We start from the raw sequence: 22352 nt of genomic DNA, 5'->3' as shown, positions 1-22352 counted from the left end.
CCCCATCCGGATCGGGTGCCCGATCCACCGATATCCGTAGATCCGGTTCGGACGCTCGAAGAACTCGAACGAATTGGTCGATGTCGTCGATCATCTCAACGCTCCACCAAGGCGGAGGGCAGTCCGCTCAACCGCAACGGGCCATAGAGGCTACTCTCCGAGCGCCTCCTTCACGGCCGTCGCCAGTTGCTTCAGCGAAAACGGCTTCGGCAGGAAGTTGAACGTCTCGCCCTCCGGCAGGTTCTTCGCGAAGGCGTCTTCGGCATAGCCGGAGACGAAGATGATCTTCAAATTCGGGCGGGTCTTGCGGAGTTCGCGCAATAGCGACGGGCCGTCGAGTTCGGGCATGACCACGTCGGAGACGACGAGGTCGATCAGACCGCCGGTCTGCTCCATGATTTCGAGCGCCTCGGTGCCGGAGGCGGCTTCATGGACCTTGTAGCCGCGCGAGGCGAGCGCGCGGGCAGCGAAGGCGCGCACCGCCTCCTCGTCCTCGACCAGCAGGATGTTGGCGCTGCCGGTGAGATCGGCAAGCTCGGCCTTTTCCGGGACGATCTCCGGGGCCTTGGTCTCCGTCTCGACATGGCGCGGCACGAAGATGCGAAAGATGGTGCCCTTGTCGATCTCGCTGTCGAAGAAGATATGCGCGCCCGTCTGCCGCACGATGCCATACACGGTCGATAGGCCAAGGCCGGTGCCCTTGCCGACTTCCTTGGTCGAGAAGAACGGTTCGAAGATCTTGGACTGGATCTCGGGCGGAATGCCCGTGCCCGTGTCCTGCACCTCGATCAGCACATAATCATGGGCCGGCAGATCCTTATAGCCATAGGCAGCGACAGCCTCCGCCTCGATATTCTTCGTGCGCAGCGTCAGCTGGCCGCCCTTCGGCATGGCGTCGCGGGCATTGACGGCGAGGTTGATGACGACCTGCTCGAACTGGTTCAGATCGGCCTTGATCGGCCAGACGTCGCGGCCATGTACAACGGCGAGCTTGACCTTCTCGCCCAGCAGCCGCTCCAGCAGGATCGAGAGATCCGATAGCACGTCGCCAATGGCCAGCGTTTGCGGGCGCAAGGTCTGCCGCCGCGAGAACGCCAGCAGCTGCCGGACGAGCCCGGCGGCGCGGTTAGCGTTCTGCTTGATGTTCATGATGTCCTGGAAGGACGGGTCGGACGGCCGGTGATTGGCAAGCAACAGGTCGGAGAAGCCGATGATCGCGGTCAGCACATTGTTGAAATCATGCGCGACGCCGCCGGCAAGCTGGCCGACCGCCTGCATCTTCTGGCTCTGGGCAAACTGGATTTCGAGCGCCCGCTGCTCCGTCGTGTCGAGCGCATAGACGGTGGCGATCTCGTCGTCGCGCGCCTCCTCGTCGACGGCGCTGACGTAGAAGCGGACATTGCGCTCGCCGCCACCGGCGACCAGCGTATCGACCGGCGGGATTTCGCCCTGCCCACCGGCCGCGGCTTCCAGCGCCGCCTCCAGCGCCGGGCGGCTCGGCTCGGCGACGAATTCGGTCAGCCGCGCGCGCGTCCCTTCGAGCCGCGTCTGCCCGAGCAGGCGGGCAAAGGCGGCGTTGGTACGGCCGACGCGGCCGCTCTTGTCGACCGAGGCGATGGCGAAGGGCGTATAATTGAAGAAGCGGGCAAAGCGGACCTCGGCGGCGCGCAGCGCCTCCGAAACATCCTCGCCGGGGCCGCGATTGAGCACGATGGTGCGCGTCGCCCCGGGCGCGCCATCGCTGCGGTAGGGCACCTTGTTCAGGAAGCGGACCGGCAGACTCTGCCCGTTGCGCTTGACGAGGTCGAGATCGACGATGGCGGTCCTGGTTTCGGCCGATCCGCCGGCTCCGGAGGCGAGCAGCGCCGCGCCGTCGCCGCGCACGATCTCACTGAGCGACAGCGAACCCGGCTTGAAGAAGGCGAGGTCGATGCCGAGCCATTCGGCCAGCGTCGCATTCAGATAGACGATGCGCCCGTCGGGCTCGGCGGAAAGGAAGCCGGCTGGGGCGTGGTCGAGATAGTCGATCGCATGCTGCAGGTCCTGGAACACCGTCTCCTGCTGCTCGCGTTCCTCGGTGATGTCGGAGACGCGCCAGGCGACAAAGGATCGCTCGCCCGCCTTTACCGGCCGCGCGCGAATGCGATACCAGCGCGGCCCGCCGCGCGCGCCGGCCGCGACCGGCTGCGGCATGCGCACTTCCTCGGTCGCCGTATTCTCGGCGCGGATCGCCTGCGACAACCGATAGATCGCCTCGCTCGCCGCCTGATCGCCAGAGAAGACGCGCTCGACGACGCGCACGTCACGTTCGGCTTCGGCGCCGACGAGATCGGCATAGGAACGGTTGGCATAGAGTATGCGACCCTCGCGGTCCGTGATCAGGAGCCCCTCGGCCATCGTGTCAATGAAGCCGCGGGCGAGTTCATCGCGCGGCGCCTTGCCGCCGATCTTGATCAGCCCGATGGCAAGCGCGAATAGCGCGAAGACGCCGATGACGGCGAGAAGGCCGAGCAGCGCATAGACGGCCGGCTCGGCGATCGGCTCCGGCAGAAAGGCGAGCCCCAGCGCGGCGGCGACGAAGATCGCGGCGAGAATGGCAAGACGGCCAATCCCTCCGGTGCGCTCGCCCCGGTCGATCGCGGGCCATTCGAGGGAAGTATCGCGCAGCTTGTCGTTCATTCGCGCCCACAATCGATCGGAGGTCCGCCCGCGATTTCCGCGCGGCCGCGAGGCGGACGCCAATACGGAGAATCGAACGCACCCGGCAGCGTCACAATGCGGAGGAATGCGCGCGATTACAACGCGTGAGCCCGCATCGCCATGGCCATATCCGTGGCTGCGGATCTGCCCCGGCCGGGGCATGCCGCCCACCGAGGGGCGCGACAAATCCGTCGGCCCTTACGAATCGGATGGAAAGCGGCACAATCTCTGGCATTCGATGGTTAGTGGATTGCTAAGGTCTTTTGCGCATGGAATGGAGACCGATGGACGGATTGAGCTTGCCAAGCCGGGGCCTCGGCCCGAAAACGGCGCTTGACGAGAGAATCGGACTGTTTGCCGGTCCGGGCCTTGCCCATGCTCACGGGCGCGCCCGTGCGATGTCAGGAGACCAGAATGCGTGATTATTTCGAACCGATGCTGGGCACCACCGGGGCCCTGATCGCTCAGTTCGCGATCACGCTCATGGTGATCCTGATCCTGATCCTGATCGTCTTCTGGCTTATCCGCCGCTTTTCGGGCGGGCGCTTCGGCAATAGTGGGCCGAAAAGCCGCCAGCCTCGCCTCTCTGTGCTCGACGCGCTGCCGATCGACCAGCGTCGCCGGCTGATCCTCGTGCGGCGCGACAATGTCGAGCATCTCCTGCTGATCGGCGGTCCGTCCGACGTGGTGGTCGAGGCGTCGATCCAGCGCCTGCCGCCCGGACAGCGACGCGCCGAGGCGCAGCCGCCCCGCCCCGTCGCGGCGAAGGGCGCACCGACATCTTCCGGTGAGGCGCAGCGTGCCGCCGCGGTAGCGATGGAACATCGCCGTCCAGAGCCGCAGCCTCCGGAGCCGGAGTTTCCGCCGCAGGAGGCCCCACCGCGCGCGATCGAAACCGCTCCTGCCGAATCGCTCCCGTCGCTGGAACCGTCCGAGCCATCGATCGAGGAGACAGCTCCCGTCGCGGCTCGTCCGCAGCCGCAGCCTGCTTCCAGGCCGATGCGTGGCGTTCCCGCATTCCTGACCGGCGGCCGCTCGCGCCAGTCCCAGCCAGCCGAACCCAATCCGCCGCGCCGCGAGGCGAGAAACCGCGTCGCCGAGGCGGCACGCGCCGAAACATCGCGGCCGGAAACGTCGCGGCCGGAGCCTTCGCGCGCCGAGGCGTCCCGGCCCCTGCAGCGGGCAACGCCTTCGCCATTCTCGCGCGAACCCATCCGCCAGGAGCCAGCTTCCGAGCCGGTCGAGGCGCCGGTCGTTCGCGGGCCCATGCCGCCAGCCCCGCCGGTCGAACCCACGTCGCCCTTCGGCAGCGAGCCCTTTGGCACTCCCGAAAGCGCGTCGCCGTCACCGCTCCGTTTCGAGCCGGTGTTCGGTCACAAGTCAGAAGCAGAATTGGCGCCGCTGGCGGAAGATCCTTCGCTCATCCCGGATGTCGCGCCGCCCTCGCGCGACGACCAGCCGGTAGCGTTCGATGAGACTTTCGGGGAAGACTTGCCCGTGCCGCATCAGCGTGACGCAACCGTCGAAGCTGCCGACGACGAGACGGAGCCTGCAAAAGAGCGCGCCTCGCAGGTCGGAGACCTCGAAAAGGAAATGGCGCGCCTGCTGGGCGAGATTTCCGGCAACAAGCGCTAAGCGCTGTCGCCGAAGGCCTTTGTCGAAACGCCTCTCCCACCGGGAGAGGCGAAAACCGTCGCGTGGCCTAATCGTCCCGATAGACGCGCTCGCGGCGCTCGTGACGCTCCTGCGCCTCGATCGACAGCGTCGCGATCGGACGAGCATCCAGCCGCTTTAGGCTGATCGGCTCGCCGGTCTCCTCGCAGAATCCGTAGCTGCCATCCTCGATCCGCTGCAGGGCAGCATCGATCTTGGAAATGAGCTTGCGCTGGCGGTCACGGGCGCGGAGCTCGATAGCGCGGTCGGTCTCGGATGAGGCACGATCTGCGAGATCCGGATGGTTCTGGTTTTCGTCCTGCAGATGCTGGAGCGTCTCGCGCGATTCCTTGAGGATGTCCTCTTTCCAGGCATGGAGCTTCTTGCGAAAATACTCCCTCTGCCGCTCGTTCATGAAGGGCTCGGTCTCGGAAGGCCGATACTCTTCAAGACTTTCTAGCGTCATGAACAACCCCTGGTCCGGTGGTTTTGCGGCGCGGAATATAGCGACGCCTTGCCCGGAGGACAACACCGGGCCGAGGCATTGATTCCGGCATGCAGGAATCGCGCCGGAACACGTTGGAACCACACGGCGATCGGCCTTAGTCGGCTCGCTGGGAGGTCTCCCGCAACGTCAGGCTCGGGCGGCAAAATCATATCGGACCCGAACGAATCGGTCCCGCCGCCTTGCTGTGAGGCGTGCCGATTGCCATATCCGGCCGTCGTGAAACGACAGAGCCGGATAGGCTTTGTTAAGGATGACGAAGGCTTAATGAGGCGATCCACCCTCGGTGCGGGGCGCCGACGCGCAGCACCCTTGAGAGGATGATCGCCGATGCGTGCCGAAGCCATAACTCCTCTTCCCCCGGTGCTCCGCAGCCGGATCAGCAGCGCCGAGGACGCGGCGCGCTTGTGCCATCGCATTGAGGCGACGATGGATGCGCTCCTGCAACTGATCGAGGGAGAAAGCGAATTGTTGCGCTCGGGCAAGTCGATTGCCGCTGCCGCGCTCGAACCCGCCAAGAACGACTGCGCCCGAGCCTATATGGCCGAACTCGATCTGATCCGCGCCAGCGGCGCCGAAATCGACGCCTATGCGCCCGGGTCGGTCGAGAGGCTGCGGCACCGGCACGAGGAATTCGTCTCACTGCTGCAGATCGACCTCGCCGCGCTCGCCACGGCCCGCGCCAGCGTCGAGCCGGAGAGTGCAAGACCGACCCGGCGAGCGGCCGCCCCACAGCGCGAACGCACCCAGCGCGCCGCCGATCCCCGCCGAAGCTGGAGCGCTCCGAGCGAAGCCGAAGCCGGTTCGCGCGAAGAGAGCGCCTTAAGACTAAGAAACAAGTCGTTCGAGCGATTCACGGATCGCTAAAGCGCAACGCGGCCTTCCTCGTCGATGAGGCGTTGGGCGGCGCGCATCGCCAGGTAGAACCGGCCGGAGGCGACCAGGCCATCGACGACTTCGACCTGCGCCCGCCGCTCAGGAACGCGACTGACGATCTCGCGCGACAGACGGGCATAATCGGCAATGAAACGTCCGGGCCGGCGTGTCAGATACATCGACTGCACAGCGAGATAGAGCCGCTTCGCCTCGGAATCGGCCCGTTCCGGCTCGAGGACGTCCTTCCCGCGCAGGACCGGCCAATCGCCTTCGATCAGGAGCCTTGCGCGACCGCCTTCGTTCACCACGACGCAGTCGCCGAGATGAAGCCGCTCGCCGGCCTTCAGTTCCAGTTTGAGCGCCATGTCGTTCGAATCACCCGCCTAACTTCCATCGCTGCCGGGGAACGCTAGGGCGCCCTTCCTTAACCAGGGCTCGCCGCAATCTTTAAAATGCAATGGACTGCGCACATTCTCCATTACCCGACTCCGGCGGCGCGGCGCGGCTGTGACATGGGTCATTGCCCAGCGACCTGGGCGCCTTATTCTTGCCAGATGCGGGCCGTCATCAAGGAGCGACGGTCGGGCAGAACCGACAGGCGCCGCGCCGGAATAAGGAAGATGTCATGAGAAAGAGCTTGATAGCGGTCGGATTCGGGCTCGCCGCCCTGGCGGCGACGACCGGAACGGCGGCGGCCCAGCAGTCCTACTGCGACGGCGCCGCCCGCGAATACGCCAATCAATATGCAGGCGGCAACGCGCTAGGCGGCGCGGCCGTGGGTGGCGCCATGGGCGCGGTCGGCGGCGCGATCCTCGGCGGCATCATCAACGGCAATCGCGGCGCCGGCACGGGAGCCCTGATCGGCGGCGCAGGCGGCGCGATCGTCGGCGGGACGCAGGGCGGGCGCCAGTGGCAGTCGCTCTACAACCAGGCCTTCAACGACTGCATGGCACGAAATTCGAACGCACGCCCGCGTCCGCCCGGTCCGCCGCCCGGTGCCGGCGCGCCTCCGGCCTGGTCGCGAGAATGGTACCAGTACTGCTCGGCGCGTTATCGCAGCTTCAATCCCAACACCGGCTATTTCACCGCGAACGGAGGCCGGCAGGTCTTCTGCCGCTGATCCAGCGGGCAGCGATGCTTGCTGCGGCCCGAGGGTTCGACCTCGGGCCGTTTTCGTGCTAGGAGCGCCGCCTCGGCAGCGACGCCGGCCGCCAGGATCGGGGCCGGTCCGGAAGCGGCGCCTCGGCAAGGTCGCCCATGACAGGAAATGACGTCGACGATGATGCGCCTCCTGCTGCTCCGCCACGCCAAATCTTCCTGGGACGTCTCCGGGCAGCCGGATTTCGACCGTCCACTCGCCGCCAGGGGTCGCCGCGCGGCCACGATGATCGGCGAACATCTCTCGACGCACCGGCTCATCCCCGACCGCATTCTCTGCTCTTCGGCCAAGCGGACTCGGGAGACGCTGACCGGGCTTCTGCCGCTGATCTCGACCGACCTCGATATCCGCATCACGCGCGACCTCTACGAAGTCGGCGCCGATGTCTATATCGATACGATCTCCGCGCTCGGCGGCGGCGCGCGCACGCTCCTGCTCATCGGGCATAATCCAACCGTTCAGGACACGGCGCTGGAGTTGATCGGCAACGGAAATCCGGCCCTCCGCGACGAGATCGCCGGCAAGTTCCCGACTGCCGGGCTCGCCGTGATCGATTTCGAACTGCATAAATGGTCGGAGTTGCGTCCTCAAACCGGCCGGGTGGTCGCCTTCTTCCGGCCCCGCGAACTCGAGGTCGTCGGCGGCGAGCCGCCGAGCGACGACGAATAGAAGCGGCAAACGCGCATCTTCCGGATGGCACCTGCCGTGACTACATGCGTCCAGCCGGACTTGGCCGGCCCGCACGAGACCGACGCGATTGAACTTTTCCTCCCTGACCGACGAGGCCCGGCTCGCGCTGTCGACGCTTGGTGATCGGGCCAGCGATCTCCTGTCGCCCACCGTGAGGATCGGCGTGACCGGCCTCGCACGCGCCGGCAAGACGGTTTTCATCACCGCCCTCGTCCACAATCTCGTCCATGGCGGGCGTCTGCCGCTGTTCCGAGCCTTCTCGACAGGGCGGATCGCCGATGCGCGGCTTGAGCCGCAGCCGGACGACGGGGTGCCGCGCTTCGACTATGAGGATCATGTCCGTGCGCTGCTTGAGGACCGCATCTGGCCGGATTCGACGCGGCGCATCAGCGAACTGCGCCTGACCGTCGCCTATGAATCGGCTTCGTTCCTGAAGCAGCGCTTCGGTTCCGGAACGCTGAATATCGACATCGTCGACTATCCCGGCGAATGGCTGCTGGACCTGCCTCTGCTCGGCAAGGATTTCGAGACCTGGTCGCGGGAATCGATGGCGCTTTCGAAGAACGCCGCGCGCGTCGCCGCCGCAGACGCCTGGCATGCCCGCCTCGACGCGGCCGACTCCAATGCTCCCGAAGACGAGGTCGTCGCCAAGACGCTCGCGGCCGCCTTCACCGACTATCTGCGGGCATGCCGGGCCGACGAGAACGCGCTCTCCACCCTGCCGCCCGGCCGCTTCCTGATGCCGGGGGATCTCGATGGCTCGCCGGCACTCACCTTCTGCCCCCTGCCCGGCGATCTCTCCGCCGCTCCGTCCGGCTCGCTCGCCCGCATGATGACGCGCCGCTTCGAGGCTTATAAGAGCGTCGTCGTGAAGCCGTTTTTCCGCGATCATTTCGCGCGGCTCGACCGGCAGATCGTGCTCGTCGACGCGCTGCAGGCGCTGAACGCCGGGCCGGCCGCTGTAGCGGACCTCGGCGCGGCCTTGACCGAGATCCTCGGCTGCTACCGCCCTGGCGCCGGCTCCTGGCTCGGCAGCCTGCTGTCGCGTCGCATTGACCGCATCCTGATCGGCGCGACCAAGGCCGACCATCTGCACCATGCCGACCATGACCGGCTGGAGCGTATCCTCGGCACGCTGCTCGCACCCGCCATCGAGCGTGCAGCCAATGCTGGTGCGCGGGTCGAGATCGCGGCGCTTGCCTCCGTCCGCGCCACCAAGGAGGGCATCGTTTCGAATGGCGGCGAGCGGCTGCCCTCGATCATCGGCACGCCCCTGCCGGGCGAACGCTTTGACGGCGACATCTTCGACGGCAAGACCGAAATCGCCTTCTTTCCCGGGGATTTGCCGAACGATCCGGAATCGGTTCGCGAAGTCGGCCGATCCAGCGCGCCGCTGCGCTTCGTCCGCTTCCGCCCGCCTACCCTGGAGCGAACCGCCGAAGGCGTGACGCTGTCGCTACCGCACATCAGGCTCGACCGGGCGCTCGAATTCCTGATCGGAGACCGGCTGGCATGAGCCTCGACCCACCCCGCCGCCCCGCCGCGTTCCGCCTCGACCGCGTCCGTGTCACCGACGATCCGGATGCGGCCTCGCGCCCCGACGACCGTCCGATCGTACTGCGTGAGCCGGAGGAGACCGAGGCGGTTGCCATCATTCCGAAGCCGCGCCGGCCGGCGCGCTGGACCGACCTTCTTTTCGGCGCGATCGGCATCCTTGTCTCGCTGGCGGTCGGCCTGTGGGTCGACCAACTGGTGCGCAATCTGTTCCAGCGGGCCGATTGGCTCGGCTGGGTCGCGCTCGCCGCGGCTGGGCTCGCCCTTCTGGCCGTGCTCGCCATCGGGACGCGCGAGATCGCTGGCCTGATGCGCCTTCGCCGAATCAACCGCATACGCGAGGCGGCAGTGGATGCAACGATCCGCGATGATTCCAAAGCCGCCCGCGCCGTCGTCCGCGACCTCGTCGCGCTTTATGCCGAACGGGCCGAGACCGCCCATGGCCGCGCGGCGCTGGAGCGTCACGCCAGCGAAATCATCGACGGCCGCGATCTGATCGGGCTCGGCGAACATGAATTGCTGAAGACCCTCGATGCCGCCGCCCGCACGCTGGTCCTGAACTCGGCCAAGCGGGTCACCGTGGTGACGGCGATCTCGCCGCGCGCCGCTGTCGACGTGCTCTTCGTGCTGGTCTCGGCGCTACGCCTCATCCGCCAACTCGGCCAGCTCTATGGCGGCAAGCCCGGAACGCTCGGCTTCCTGCGCCTTGCCCGCACGGTCATCGCCCATCTCGCGGTCACGGGCGGCATGGCGGCGGGCGATTCGCTCGTCCAGCAGGTGCTCGGCCACGGCATAGCCGCCCGCCTCTCGGCCCGGCTCGGCGAAGGCGTCATCAACGGCATATTGACCGCCCGCGTCGGCATCGCCGCCATCGACGTCTGCCGCCCGCTGCCCTTCCGCGCCGAACCGGCGCCGTCCATGGCCGATTTCATGTCGGAACTGACGCGGCTGAATACCGTCGGCAAGGGTAAGCCGGTTGCGGAGTAGTGGGCACGAAGACGAGTGCGGCCGCCGCTAGCGCGGCTTGTTGTCCTGCGAGAGATGGCGCGCATATTCGCGCTCGCGATCGTCGCGTTTCTGGATCAGTTCCTCATAAGCGCGCTTCGCGTCGTCCGAGAGTGTGACGCGCTTGGCAGGCGTTGCGCGTCGCGGCTTCTGCTTGAGGAAGCGCTCTTTATTGTCGTCCATGGCTCGGCACCGATCGGCTGGAGGTTCCGACCTTATCCACATCGGGCCGCTTGGACGACTCGGAAGGACGCGGCGATGTCCTTTGGCGCGGGTCCGTGTCGCCGACGCAACGCCTTCATCCCGTCCGCGATATAGTTGACAAAAGCAAGTATCAGCGAGAGCGTGCGGGAATGACCGATCATCCCGCTCCCGATTTCGCCGTCGACCGCATCCGCGCCTTCAACCGTTTCTACACACGGCGCATCGGCATCCTCTCTGAAACAATGCTCGGCAGCCGTTTCAGCCTGACCGAAGCGCGCATCCTGTTCGAGATCGCCGCTGAGCCCGGTATCCTGGCCAAGACGATCGGCGCCGTCCTCGACCTCGATGCCGGCTATCTCAGTCGGATCCTGGCGACGTTCGCACGCGACGGGCTTGTCTCGGCGACGAGACTGGAGGGCGATGGCCGTCAGAAGGGCCTGCGCCTGACCGAAGCCGGCGAGACGGCTTCGGCTGAGCTTCAAGAGCGTTCGCGCAGCGCCGTAGCCTCCATGCTCTCGGCGCTGACGAAGGCCGATCGCGACGCGCTGGTCGCAGCTATGGGCGACATCATGGTCCGGCTCGGCGCGCCATCCTCTGCGCCAATCGAACTGCGACCACACAGGCCCGGCGACCTTGGCTGGATTGTCGAGCGCCATGCCGTGCTCTACGCACGCGATTATGGCTTCGACAGCCGCTTCGAGGCGATGGTCGCGGAGATCGCTGCCGCCTTCCTGCGCAATTTCGATCCAGCTCGCGAATTCTGCGCCATCGCCGAGCGCGACGGGCGACGGCTGGGATCCGTGATGGTCGTCCGCTCGGATGAAGAGACAGCCAAGCTGCGGCTGCTCCTGGTCGAGCCGGAGGCACGCGGAACCGGCCTCGGGCGCCGCCTCGTCGCGGAGAGCCTCGCCTTCGCCAAGTCCGCCGGCTACCGGCAGATGGTGCTCTGGACCAACGATATCCTGATCGCGGCGCGCCGGCTCTATGAGAATGCCGGCTTCCGGCTGGTCGATACGGCCGAGCATGACGATTTCGGCCCGCGCATGAATGGCGAGACCTGGAACCTTAGGCTCTGAGGCGTTCCCGCTCGACAAGCGCCGAGAATCCGTGGATCAGAGGACCAGCATTCACGGGGAGACGATGATGACGAACCGCTTTTGGGCCGGAGCCGGCCTCTTTTTGGTCCTCGGCCTTTCGGCCTGCCAGTCCAGCAACATGGTGCCGGCCTCGCAGGCGACGGCTGGCGGAGACCAGACGGGCGAGGCCGCAGCCTGCACCGCACGCATGGCGCAGGCACTCGGCATCAAGCCCGAGGATGTCACGGTCGGCAATTCGCAGCTCAATGCGGATGGATCTCAGACCATGGCGCTGATCGCCGTGCGCGGCGACCGCGCGACCTGCACCGCGAACGCGGCCGGCAACGTCGTCTCGTTCAGGGCCGGCTGAGCCCGGCGTCAGGCGACGCCGAGCTTCTTCTGCAGGCTGGTCGAGGAGGTGGTGTACTGGAACAACACCTTCTTGTCCGGGAAGACGATCCGGCTCGCGGCCTGCGCCATCAGCGCCGCCTCATGGAATCCGGACAGGATCAGCTTCAGCTTGCCCGGATACCAATTGATGTCACCGATCGAGAAGATGCCGGGCTCCGAGGTCGCGAACTTCTCGGTGTCGACCTTGATCAGGTTCTCATGCAGGTTGAGGCCCCAATCCGCGATCGGGCCGAGCTTCATGGTCAGGCCGAAGAAGGGCAGCAGCCGCGTCGCCTTGACCCGGTGCGTCTCGTCCTCATTGTCCATGATCAGGACCGTCTCAATCTGGCCGTCGGCGCCCTCGAGCCCCGTCACCTGACCGAAGATCAACTTGAGCTTTCCAGCATCGTGCAGCGCGCGCATCTTGTTGACGCTGTCGGGCGCCGCGCGGAAGGCGTCGCGCCGGTGCATCAGCGTCACCGAGCGCGCGATCGGTTGCAGATTGAGCGTCCAGTCGAGCGCCGAATCGCCGCCACCGACGATTAGGATGTCGTGGTCGCGGAAGGCTTCCATCTTGCGGACCGAGTAGAAGACCGAGCGACCTTCGAAATCCTCGATGGCAGGAACGGGCGGGCGCTTCGGCTGGAACGAACCGCCGCCGGCGGCGATGACGATGACCTTGGTATGGAAAACCTTGTCATTGTCGGTCGCGACCTTGAAACGCCCATCTTCCTGCCGCTCGATCGAGACCACCATCTCGCCAAGATGGAAGGTCGGGTCGAAAGGCTTGATCTGCGCCAGGAGATTATCCGTCAGTCCCTGCCCCGTAATGATCGGGAAAGCCGGAATGTCGTAGATCGGCTTCTCGGGATAAAGCTCGGCGCACTGGCCGCCCGGTTTGTCGAGAATGTCGATGAGATGACAGCGCACGTCGAGAAGGCCGAGTTCGAACACGGCGAACAGGCCCACTGGCCCGGCGCCGACGATTACGACGTCGGTTTCAATCGTTTCGCTCATGGGAAATTCCGTCAATCCTGAACAGCCGGGGGAGCTTTAGCCGCTCAATCCCCGCCTGCAAAGCATCTTTGTTCCGCCAGATGACGGTCTGCCGGCAAAATATGCCCCAGCCGCGTCAGCCCTGGCTCTCGGGAACGCGCACGACCAGCCCGTCCAGCGCCGAGGAGACGCGGATCTGGCACGACAGGCGGGAGGTCGGCTGAACGTCATGGGCGAAATCCAGCATGTCCTCCTCCATCGGCTCGGGCTCGCCGGTTGCCTCGACCCAGGCCGGGTCGACATAGACATGGCAGGTCGCGCAGGCACAGGCGCCGCCGCACTCGGCCTCGATACCGGGGACGGCGTTGCGGACGGCATTCTCCATCACGGTCGACCCATCCTTCGCCTCGACGACAAATTCGGTTCCATCGATGGCGATATAGGTGATCTTGGCCATGAGCCCCTGCAGGCGCTTGTTGAAAGAAAGGTTCGGCCGAACCTCATAGGCGATTTGCCGCAGCCCTCACAAGGGGCGCGAGGCTCGTCACGGTGCGACCGATTTCCACGGCTCCCCGTCAGGCTGAAGCGAGCCTGGCGTCGATCGCCTCCTGGAGATCGGTCAGGGCCGCGCGGAACGCCTCGCCCCGCTCCTCGCTGAATTCCGCAAGTCCAGCCACCCGGTCGGCGCCGATGGCGAGGGCGGCACCCTTCACTTTGTGCGCGAGACGCAGGCGTGACGCCAGATCCATCTCATCCGCCAGCCGGAACGCATCATCCAGGATCTCGTCGCGGAAAAGCCCCAGCACTCCGCGGGCGCGCGCCTCATCCCCGCCCGTGCGCCAGTCAAGCGCCGACTCGTCGATGGGCGGTTCAGCGCCCATCCGGCCCTCTGCGCGGACCGGAGCGGGCACAGCGCCGCTGCGCACTGGACGGCATATGGGAAATCTGGCCGGGGAATCCGTCTGCACAGTCCGTGAAGGAGGATCGCTGGATGCCCAAGCCGCCTCGGTTCCTGCCGGACGGGCGACGATTTTCTCGTCTCGTCCAAGCTGTTGACAGGGAACGCTGTCGTGCCGGACTTCCTTGTGCCCTCGCCATGAATGTGCCAAAACGTGGGGCTGTGGGCAAGGGTGTAGAGGCCAATTCGGAGCGTCGGGGACGCGTCGGGTAACGGCGGATCTACGGGGCAGGCAGTATCGGCCGATTGTTTATCGGCTCTGTCATGTTCCGAGGCATCCTCGTGCTTTCGGCGAATCGTAAATTCGTCGAAGCGGCCGGTGAAGTATCGAGTACGGACGCGAGGCTTAAAGAATGGCTAACACTCCGAAGTCCAAGGACCCGGCGGATGCAGCGCTCTCCGCCGTGGAGCAGGCTCTCCGGAATGATTTCAGCTCTCCGAATGCCGACCATCCGTCGGATCGGAATGTGCAGCCGGCAGGTCCCCGCGACCGCCGCCTCGAACCGCCGCGGCTGAACGATTCGCCGCGTGGCAATGCCGGCCCTCGGCGCAATGACGCTCCCCGTAATGAAGCGCCCCGCAAGGCCGAAGCTGGCCCGGCACCCGCTGCGCCCCGACCTCAGCCGCCGCGCGCCGAAACGCCCCGCGCCGCCGAAGAAGCCTCGCCGCGCCAGCGCCGTGCGGAACGCCGCGCTCGCGTCGCCGCCAATGACGATCGCCGCGTCTCCGGCGCCAGCATGCCGGCGCGCCGGCCCTCGCGCCTCATCTATCCGGCCGCCTTCGTTTTGACCGCCGCCTGGGTTGGCGCGGTCCTCTATTACGCCTCCTCTGTCGGCATCAATCCGTTTGCCGGCCAGGGCGAGCTCGGCAGCGCCCAATTCACGAACATCGCCCTTGCTCTGGCGCTGCCGGTTGGCATCGTCTGGGGCATTGCCATGATGGTGGCACGCGCGCAGGAAATGCGCATTGCCGCCCGCTCGATCTCTGAGGTCGCCTCGCGACTCAGCGAGCCCGAACAGGCAGCGACCGAGGCCGTCGTCACCGTCAGCCAGGCCATTCGCCGCGAGGTCGCGGCGATGGGCGACGGCATCGAGCGGGCACTCGCCCGTGCCAGCGAGCTGGAAATGCTGGTCCACAACGAAGTGGCGGCGCTGGAGCGTTCCTATTCCGACAACGAGGTCCGCATGCGCGGCCTCATCGATGACCTCGCCAATCAGCGCGAGGCGATCGTCATCAATTCGGAGCGCGTGCGCACGTCGATTGTGTCGGCGCAGGAGTCCCTCTCCAAGGACCTGCGCGAGGCGAGTGAGCAGATCGCCGAAAACGTCATCGATTCCGGCAGCCGGATCACGCTCGCCCTGTCCGATCGTGGCGAACAGATCACCGTGGCGCTCGGCGCCGCTGGCGATTCGATGATCGACAAGCTTTCTGGCCGCGGCGAGGACCTCGTCAGCCGCCTGACCGTCGCGGTCAGCGACGTCACGGAATCGCTGTCGCGCACCGGTCTCGACGTGACCGACGTTCTGGTTTCGCGCAGCGCCGAGATCAATGACACGTTGGAAGCTACCGGCCGCGCGATGGCCGACACCGTGGCCGAGCGCGGCCGCGAGGTGAACGACACGCTTTCGAGGATCGCCGACGAGCTGAATGACGGGCTCGACCGGCGCACGATCGAAATGACGCGGTCCATCTCGATGACCGGCAACCAGGTCGCCGAGACGATTTCGCACCATACCCGCGAGGTGAACGCGGCGCTGAAGGCCAATGCCGACAGCCTCGTCGTCGATCTGGCGCTGCGCGGTCAGGAAGTCAGCGACCGGCTGGACGATACCGGCACCCGCATCGCAGACACGATCTCCGCGCGCGGCGATGAACTGTCGGAACGCCTGGCGATTACCGGCGACCGGATCCACGATGCGATCTCGATCGACGGCGGCAGCCTCGCCGAGCGCCTGACGGCGGCTGGCGATCTCATGGCCAATCTGGTCGAGGCGCGTACCGCAGCCCTGCGCGACACGATCGATTCCGCCTCGAACGCGGTCAACGAAACCTTCGATGCCCGCTCGGCGGAGCTGACGGAGCGGCTTGCGAGCGTCGGCGGCGAAGTCGCCAAGGCGATCGCGGTGCGCGGCCTCAAGGTCAACGAGACGATCATCGCCTCGGGCAACGAGATCGCGGAGACGATGACGGCGCGTGCGAACATGCTGCACGATCGCTTCATCAACTCCAGCCGCGACACGATCGATGCGATGGAGAGCCGCGGCACGGCCGTCTACGACCTGATCATCGAGACGAGCCAGCAGCTTTCCGATGCGATCGAGACGCGCGGCTCGGCGATCCACCAGCGAATCCTCGCCTCCGGTAACCAGCTCGCCTCGACGATCGAGACGCAGAGCGAAGAAGTCCATAGCCGGATCGTGGAATCGGGTTCCCGCCTTTCCGACGAGATCGTCGAGCGGGCCGACGCGGCCCATCGGCGGATCGTCGATTCGGGATCGGACCTCGCGAGCCAGATCGAACGTCGCGCCGATGTCGCGCACGAGCGGATCGTCATCTCGGGCACAAACCTCGTCAACGAGATCGAGAATCGCGCCGGTGCCGTGCATGAGCGGATCGTCACCTCGGGCGCGGGCATTGTCGGCGAGATTGCCAGCCAGGCGAGCGCCGTGCACAGCCAGCTCATCACTGCCGGCACCTCACTGGCCGACGAGATCGAGAACCGCACCAACACGGTCCACCAGCGCATTCTCTCTTCGGGTTCCGACCTGATCGCCGAGATCGCCAGCCATGCGGGCGCGGCGCACGAACAGATCGTCTCCTCCGGCTATAATCTTGCCGAGGAAATCGAGAGCCGCGCGACCACGGTCCACCAGAGGATCGTCGCGTCGGGTTCGGAGCTCGTCAATGAGATTGCGGAGCGTTCCAACGCGGCGCATGAGCAGTTGACCCGGTCCGGCTCGACCCTCGCCAGGGAGATCGAGGAACGGGCCAACGCGGTTCACCAGCGCATCCTCGCCACCGGCAACACGCTCTCCTCTGAGATCGCCGGACAGGCCAGCACCGCCTTCGATCAGATCGCGACATCCGGTAGCGAACTGGCTAATGAGATCGAACAGCGCGCCTCGGCGATCCATGGAAGGATCATTGCCTCCGGCTCGTCGCTGGTCGACGAGATCGAGAACCGTGCCGACGCCGTCCACCAGCGGATCGTAGGCTCGGGCACGTCGATCGCGAACGAAATCGAGAACCGCGCCGGCGTGGTTCACGAGCGCATCGTCATGGCGGGCACCTCGCTTGCCGACGAGATCACGAGCCGCGCCGATGCCGCCAACCAGCGCATCATCGCCTCCGGCACGGATCTGGCCAGCACGATCGAAAACCAGGCCGATGCCGCCCATCAGCGTATCGTTGCCTCAGGCACGGATCTCGCAAACACGATCGAGAGCCGGGCCGATGCCGCCCATCAGCGCATCGTCGCCTCGGGCACGTCGCTTGCCGACGAAATCCTCAGCCAGGCCAATGCCTCGCATGACCGGATCATCGCTTCGGGCACCGATGTCGCCAATGAGATCGAAAACCGGGCCATCATCGTCCATGATCGTATCGTCGATACGTCGACGCGCTTCGGCGAGCTGATCGCCGACCGCGGCCAGGCGATCGCCACCGGGCTCGACGAGCGCTTCTCGGCGCTGCGCGACATCATCGAAGTGCGCGGCCCCGAGCTGATCACCCGCTTCTCCGAACGCGCCAATTTGCTCGATACCAGCCTTTCCGAGCGTGTCACCGTCTTCGGCGACACGATGGAGCAGAAGCTCAACTCGGCCTCGGAACTGCTCGAGGGCAATACGCGGCGTATCGACGACGCGCTCGATGTCCGCTCGCGCCAGATCAGCCAGACTCTGGTCGAGCGCACGCGCCAGATCGCCGATGCCTTCGCCACCGGCCATTCCGAGATCAATTCGATCATTGATGTGCGCCTCAGCGACATCACCGACCGCCTCGCGGACCGCACCCAGGCGCTTTCCGAGATGCTCTCCGAGCGCACGGTCGCCATCAACGAGACGCTCGGCGAACGCGCCATCGAAGCTGCGGACAGCTTCGATGCCCGCGCGGCACAGATGGACAACATTCTCTCGACCCGGCTCGGGGATATCACCTCGACGCTTGGCCGCGAATCGGTGCGGGCCGCCGAGCAGATCGTCAATTCGCTTTCAGAAGCGACCGAGCGCCTGGTCTCTGCCTCCGCGACCACCACCGGCTCGCTGCGGGAAGCGACCGAGGAATCGATCCAGTTCCTGACCCGATCGACTGATGAAGCGTCGCAGTCGATCTCGCGTTCGGCCGGAGAAGCTTCGCAGGCGCTCGGCCAAGTCGCGACAACGACGATCGATCTGCTGGCCGCATCCACAGCCGAAGCGACGACGAGCCTCACCCGCTCGGCCGACGATGCCAGCGAGCGGCTGACCCGCCTGTCTGGCGATGTCTCCGAGCAGGTCACGCGGGTGACCATGGAGACCGGCGGCCAGTTTGCCCGGCTCTCCAACGATACGGCCGCCCGGCTGTCGGACGTCGCGAGCACGGCCACCGACCAGATGACCCAGGTCACGACGGCGACGGGCGATCGCTTCGCCCAGCTCTCCGAGGACCTCGAGCGCAGGCTCGCCGGCCTGTCGAGCAACGTCACGGACCAGATGACTCAGGTCACGACCGTGACCGGCGATCGTTTCGCGCAGCTTTCCGACGGCGTCGAGCGCAGGCTCACCAGCCTGTCGCACAACGTTACCGAGCAGATGGCACAGGTCACGACCGTGACCGGCGATCGTTTCGCCCAGCTTTCCGACGATGTCGCGGGCAGGCTCTCCGGCCTGTCGGGCAACGTTACCGAACAGATGGCGCAGGTCACGACCGCCACCGGCGATCGTTTCGCTCAGCTTTCGGAGGATGTCGCGGGACGCCTGTCCGGTCTCACCGCCAATGTGACGGACCAGATCGCCCAGGTTACCAATGCGACCGGCGACCGCTTTGCCCAGCTCTCCGACGATGTCGCGGGCAGGCTTTCGGGTCTTGCCGGCGAGGTGGAGCAGAGCCTTAGTGGCCGCGCGCTCGCCGTTGCCACGGCGCTTGAGCAGCGCACCCAGACCCTGAACGATGTGCTGGGTCATCGCAGTGCCGAGCTGGCACGCCTCCTCGATGGTGAAGGCAACCGCCTCGTATCGACGATCGATCTGCGCGGCGAGGAACTGACGCGCCGGGTCGCGAGCGTCGGCGATGCCGTCGTCGACCTCCTGTCCACCAAGGGCAGCGAGATGGTGTCGATGGTCCTGTCCAGTTCGGACCAGGCGGCGCGCACGCTCATCGACAGCGGCGAGAACGTGTCGAAGAGCTTCGGCCTCGCCAATGAGCGGCTGCGCACGGACGTTGCCGGCATTGTCGAGCAGCTGGCGCAGTCGAACGACATGCTGAGTTCGCTCCTCGACAAGACCACCGACAATCTGAACCAGATCGAGACGGGCCTCGCTTCGCGCACCAGCGAGTTCGCCCAGTCGATCGAACAGGCGATCGGCAGCACGCAGAGTTCCTCGTCGATGCTGGCCTCGCATGTCGGGATGCTTCGCGACGTGTCGAAGGAAGTGCTCGACAATGTCGGCGTGGTTGCCAGTCGGTTCGAGGACCAGGGGCGTTCGCTGCAGGACGCAGCCCGCAACCTGTCCAAGGCCAATGTCGAGATGGAAGGCGGCCTCGACGAGCGCCGCCTTGCTCTGGAGCATCTGGCCGCCAGCCTTTCGACCCGCTCGCAGGAACTCGATGCGCGGATGAAGTCGTTCACCGAAACGGTCGGCGCGTCGCTGCGCGAGGCCGAGGAACGCGCTTCCGAGGTCGCCCGCTCGCTCGCCCAGTCGAGCGCCGACGCCGCCAAGAGCGTCGTTGCCAATCTGGAAGGCCTCAGCGAGACCGCGGGAGCTGCCGGCTCGCGCGCCATCGAAGCGGTTCGGGCCGCGAACCGCGCTCTTGTCGAGGAGATGTCGGCGGTCGTCGATCAGGCGACTAAGCAGTTCTCCTCCGCGACCGAAGGCATGCGCACGGCCGCCAAGGACATGCAGAAGGATCTCGAGGAGACGCGGACCGAGCTGAAGCGCGGCATTCTCGAACTGCCGAGCGAGACGCGGGAAAGCGCCGAGTCGATGCGCCGTGTGGTGACCGATCAGCTCAAGGCTCTGTCGGAGCTGTCGGAGATCATCGCCAAGCACGGCAAGTCGCTTGACGTGACCATTCCCGGCGCTGCGACGAATGGCGGTCGCAGCCGCATGTTCGAGGCGCCGGCCGCTCCGATCCGCCAGGCGGCGGCTCCGGCGCCAAAGGCCCCTGCTCCGGCTCCCGCCGCCCCGCAGTCTGCCCCCGCGGCGACCTCTGTCTTTGCGCAACCCGCGCCGGCGACGCCCGCCCCGTCCGCTGCCAAGCCGTCCCGCAATGCTGCCGCGGCCGTGCGTCAGGAAGCGGTGAAGGCCGAAGCGCCGGCCCCGCAGCCCGCAGCCGCTCGCGCGGCTGCCGAAGCGCCTCGCAGCGCCCCGCAGCGCGAAACGCGCGCTGCCAAGGCCGCTGCCGAACCGGTCGTCGAGGCCGCATCCGCATCCCCGGAAGGCGAACAGCGTGGCTGGGTTTCGGATCTGCTGCGCCGCGCCTCTCGCGACGAGGGTGCCGGCACGGCGGTGAAGGAAGCCCAGCCTGCCAATGGCCGTGCCAATGGCTCGGCCGAATCGCTCGGCAATCTCTCCTCGGACATTGCCCGGGCGATCGATCCGCGAGCCGCTGCCGAGCTTTGGGAGCGTCATCGTCGCGGCGAGAAGAATGTCTTCACGCGCCGGCTCTACACGCTGCAGGGCCAGCAGACTTTCGACGAGATCCGCCGCAAATATCAGCAGGAGCAGGAGTTCCACTCCGCCGTCGATCGCTACCTCGGCGATTTCGAGCGGCTCCTCGCCGAAGCGACGCGGCAGGATCCGGCCTCCAGCAACGCCTATCTCGTTTCCGACACCGGTAAGGTCTACACCATGCTGGCCCATGCGAGCGGTCGCTTCGACTGAGGCGCTAGCACCGGAAATTCCTAAAAAGGGGCGCGGCTATGCCGCGCCCCTTTTGTTGTCGCCAAGCATCACTCGGTCCGCAGAATCGCCGGCCCGTCGTCTTGCGGCCCCTTCGTGGTTGCGGTGATCACCCGGGATGGATAGAGCCTGCCGGGGGTCCTGCGAGGTCTCCTAATCTGCTCGCGCGTCGCCCACCCTCCTCCGGAACGTGCCGGACCGCCCCATGACCGACCCAGAGCCACCCGCGCACCGCCATAAATGGGGTGCCTTCCGGCATCGCGCCTTCGCGCTCTATTGGCTCGCCCGCCTCGCGGCCAATTTCTCCGTCAATATCGTCAGCGTGGCAGTCGGCTGGCAGGTCTATGACCTGACCAAGAATCCGCTCGACCTTGCCATGATCGGCCTAGTGCAGTTCGTGCCGGCGCTAGCGCTGGTTCTCGTCACCGGCGCTGTCGCGGATCGCTATAGCCGCAAGCTCATCATGTCACTGTGCATGGTCGGCGAGGCCGTGTGCATGGTTGGCCTTCTGCTCTTCACGCTCTCGGGCAGCACGGATGTCCGCATCGTCTTCCTGATCCTGCTGGGATTTGGAATCGCCCGCGCCTTTATCGGCCCAGCCTCAGCGTCGCTCGCGCCGAACCTCGTGCCGGCCGAAGACCTCGCCAACGCGATCGCCTGGAATTCGAGCGCCTGGCAGATCGCCACCATCGTCGGACCCGTCGTCGGCGGCCTGCTTTATGGCGTGGCGCCGGAGGCTCCCTATGGCCTCGCGGTCGGCCTCGTCGTCCTCGGCACGATCGCCCTCCTTATGGTCCGCACGCCCCCGCAGAAGATCCTCGCGGGCGGCGCGAACTGGGAAACGGTGATCGCCGGTTTCCGCTATGTCTGGAAAGAGAAGATCGTCCTCGGCGCGATATCGCTCGACCTATTCGCCGTGCTGCTTGGCGGCGCCACTGCCCTGCTCCCGATCTATGCGCGCGATATCCTGGAGGTCGGCCCCTGGGGCCTCGGCATGCTGCGAGCCGCGCCAGCGATTGGCGCCATTTCCGTCGCCACCTGGCTCGCCTTCCGCCCGGTTCGCGACCATGCCGGCCTGATCCTGTTCGGCTTCGTCGCCCTCTTTGGTCTTTTCACGATCCTGTTCGGCATTTCAACCCTGCCCTGGCTGTCGGTCATCGCGCTCATCGTCATGGGTGGCAGCGACATGGTCAGCGTCTATGTTCGCGAGACGCTGATCCAGGTCTGGACGCCCGATGCCGTCCGCGGCCGCGTCAACGCGGTCAACATGGTGTTCATCGGTGCCTCGAACGAACTTGGTGAATTCCGGGCTGGCGTCTCGGCCGCCGCCTTCGGCGCCGTTGCGGCCGTCGTGGTGGGGGGCATCGGTACAGTGGCGATCGCGGCGATCTGGGCCAAGGCGTTTCCGGCCCTCCGGCATGCGAGGCATCTCGACGGGCGTCCTTGATGGGAATCGCTTTTCTACGATCCCGGACGCAACCTTTGC

General features: G+C 66.2%; 17 protein-coding genes. 10 read left to right on the top strand and 7 right to left on the bottom strand.

Going from position 1 to position 22352, the window contains the following annotated elements; genetic code table 11:
• Nucleotides 1-150 precede the first annotated feature (150 nt).
• A complete protein-coding gene (gene cckA / locus OSH05_RS21105) occupies nucleotides 151-2679 on the bottom strand; it encodes a cell cycle histidine kinase CckA (protein ID WP_104220825.1) in 2529 nt (842 codons plus the stop codon).
• A 435-nt stretch (nucleotides 2680-3114) separates the two neighbouring features.
• Here cckA and OSH05_RS21100 point away from each other — a divergent pair, with 435 nt between their 5' ends.
• Entirely contained in the window at nucleotides 3115-4335 is a 1221-nt protein-coding gene (locus OSH05_RS21100; RefSeq protein WP_266352911.1) for a flagellar biosynthetic protein FliO, read from the top strand.
• A 67-nt stretch (nucleotides 4336-4402) separates the two neighbouring features.
• On the opposite strand, the gene dksA is transcribed toward OSH05_RS21100, so the two are convergent.
• Nucleotides 4403-4819 (bottom strand): RNA polymerase-binding protein DksA, encoded by a 417-nt coding sequence (dksA, locus tag OSH05_RS21095; RefSeq protein ID WP_104220889.1) that lies wholly within the window; start codon nucleotides 4817-4819, stop codon nucleotides 4403-4405.
• Between the two features lie 369 nt (nucleotides 4820-5188).
• Here dksA and OSH05_RS21090 point away from each other — a divergent pair, with 369 nt between their 5' ends.
• Nucleotides 5189-5725 (top strand): hypothetical protein, encoded by a 537-nt coding sequence (locus OSH05_RS21090; RefSeq protein ID WP_104220824.1) that lies wholly within the window; start codon nucleotides 5189-5191, stop codon nucleotides 5723-5725.
• Here the strand turns inward: OSH05_RS21090 and OSH05_RS21085 are convergent.
• A complete protein-coding gene (locus OSH05_RS21085) occupies nucleotides 5722-6099 on the bottom strand; it encodes a flagellar biosynthesis repressor FlbT (RefSeq protein WP_104220823.1) in 378 nt (125 codons plus the stop codon). The genes OSH05_RS21090 and OSH05_RS21085 overlap by 4 nt on opposite strands.
• 260 nt (nucleotides 6100-6359) lie before the next feature.
• On the opposite strand from OSH05_RS21085, the gene OSH05_RS21080 reads away from it, so the two are divergent.
• From OSH05_RS21080 to OSH05_RS21065, 4 genes are all read left to right on the top strand, one after another.
• Nucleotides 6360-6854, top strand: a complete 495-nt coding sequence (locus tag OSH05_RS21080; protein ID WP_266352910.1) for a BA14K family protein — start codon at nucleotides 6360-6362, stop codon at nucleotides 6852-6854.
• 159 nt (nucleotides 6855-7013) lie between these two features.
• A complete protein-coding gene (locus OSH05_RS21075; RefSeq protein ID WP_266352908.1) occupies nucleotides 7014-7562 on the top strand; it encodes a SixA phosphatase family protein in 549 nt (182 codons plus the stop codon).
• A gap of 88 nt (nucleotides 7563-7650) precedes the next feature.
• Nucleotides 7651-9099, top strand: a complete 1449-nt coding sequence (locus tag OSH05_RS21070) for a YcjX family GTP-binding protein (RefSeq protein ID WP_104217717.1) — start codon at nucleotides 7651-7653, stop codon at nucleotides 9097-9099.
• Nucleotides 9096-10124 (top strand): YcjF family protein, encoded by a 1029-nt coding sequence (locus tag OSH05_RS21065; protein WP_104217718.1) that lies wholly within the window; start codon nucleotides 9096-9098, stop codon nucleotides 10122-10124. The genes OSH05_RS21070 and OSH05_RS21065 overlap by 4 nt, the downstream gene beginning before the upstream one ends.
• A 27-nt stretch (nucleotides 10125-10151) precedes the next feature.
• Here OSH05_RS21065 and OSH05_RS21060 read toward each other — a convergent pair whose 3' ends face one another.
• On the bottom strand, nucleotides 10152-10325 hold the full coding sequence (locus OSH05_RS21060) for a hypothetical protein (RefSeq protein ID WP_165801478.1): 174 nt from the start codon (nucleotides 10323-10325) through the stop codon (nucleotides 10152-10154).
• A 170-nt stretch (nucleotides 10326-10495) separates the two neighbouring features.
• Here OSH05_RS21060 and OSH05_RS21055 point away from each other — a divergent pair, with 170 nt between their 5' ends.
• Nucleotides 10496-11422, top strand: coding sequence for a bifunctional helix-turn-helix transcriptional regulator/GNAT family N-acetyltransferase (locus OSH05_RS21055; RefSeq protein WP_104217719.1), 927 nt, complete (start codon nucleotides 10496-10498; stop codon nucleotides 11420-11422).
• A gap of 67 nt (nucleotides 11423-11489) precedes the next feature.
• Nucleotides 11490-11792, top strand: coding sequence for a hypothetical protein (locus OSH05_RS21050; protein ID WP_104217720.1), 303 nt, complete (start codon nucleotides 11490-11492; stop codon nucleotides 11790-11792).
• An 8-nt stretch (nucleotides 11793-11800) separates the two neighbouring features.
• Here the strand turns inward: OSH05_RS21050 and OSH05_RS21045 are convergent, their stop codons facing one another.
• The 3 genes from OSH05_RS21045 to OSH05_RS21035 all read right to left on the bottom strand — a co-directional run bounded on the left by OSH05_RS21045 (nucleotide 11801) and on the right by OSH05_RS21035 (nucleotide 13689).
• Complete coding sequence (locus tag OSH05_RS21045) at nucleotides 11801-12829, bottom strand: NAD(P)/FAD-dependent oxidoreductase (RefSeq protein ID WP_104217721.1); 1029 nt, start codon at nucleotides 12827-12829, stop codon at nucleotides 11801-11803.
• A gap of 115 nt (nucleotides 12830-12944) precedes the next feature.
• Nucleotides 12945-13265: a 2Fe-2S iron-sulfur cluster-binding protein gene (locus tag OSH05_RS21040; RefSeq protein ID WP_104217722.1), complete on the bottom strand. Its 321-nt coding sequence runs from the start codon at nucleotides 13263-13265 to the stop codon at nucleotides 12945-12947.
• Between the two features lie 118 nt (nucleotides 13266-13383).
• On the bottom strand, nucleotides 13384-13689 hold the full coding sequence (locus OSH05_RS21035) for an Hpt domain-containing protein (RefSeq protein WP_104217723.1): 306 nt from the start codon (nucleotides 13687-13689) through the stop codon (nucleotides 13384-13386).
• Between the two features lie 430 nt (nucleotides 13690-14119).
• Here OSH05_RS21035 and OSH05_RS21030 point away from each other — a divergent pair, with 430 nt between their 5' ends.
• On the top strand, nucleotides 14120-20848 hold the full coding sequence (locus tag OSH05_RS21030) for an apolipoprotein A-IV repeat region-like domain-containing protein (RefSeq protein ID WP_104217724.1): 6729 nt from the start codon (nucleotides 14120-14122) through the stop codon (nucleotides 20846-20848).
• Between the two features lie 223 nt (nucleotides 20849-21071).
• Nucleotides 21072-22313, top strand: a complete 1242-nt coding sequence (locus tag OSH05_RS21025) for an MFS transporter (RefSeq protein WP_104217725.1) — start codon at nucleotides 21072-21074, stop codon at nucleotides 22311-22313.
• The last annotated feature ends 39 nt before the right edge of the window (nucleotides 22314-22352 follow it).

It is taken from the genome of Kaistia algarum (assembly GCF_026343945.1).
Taxonomy (GTDB): domain Bacteria; phylum Pseudomonadota; class Alphaproteobacteria; order Rhizobiales; family Kaistiaceae; genus Kaistia; species Kaistia algarum.
The sequence above is the reverse complement of the archived record's forward strand: the minus strand, read 5'-3'. Positions and strand labels throughout refer to the sequence as shown.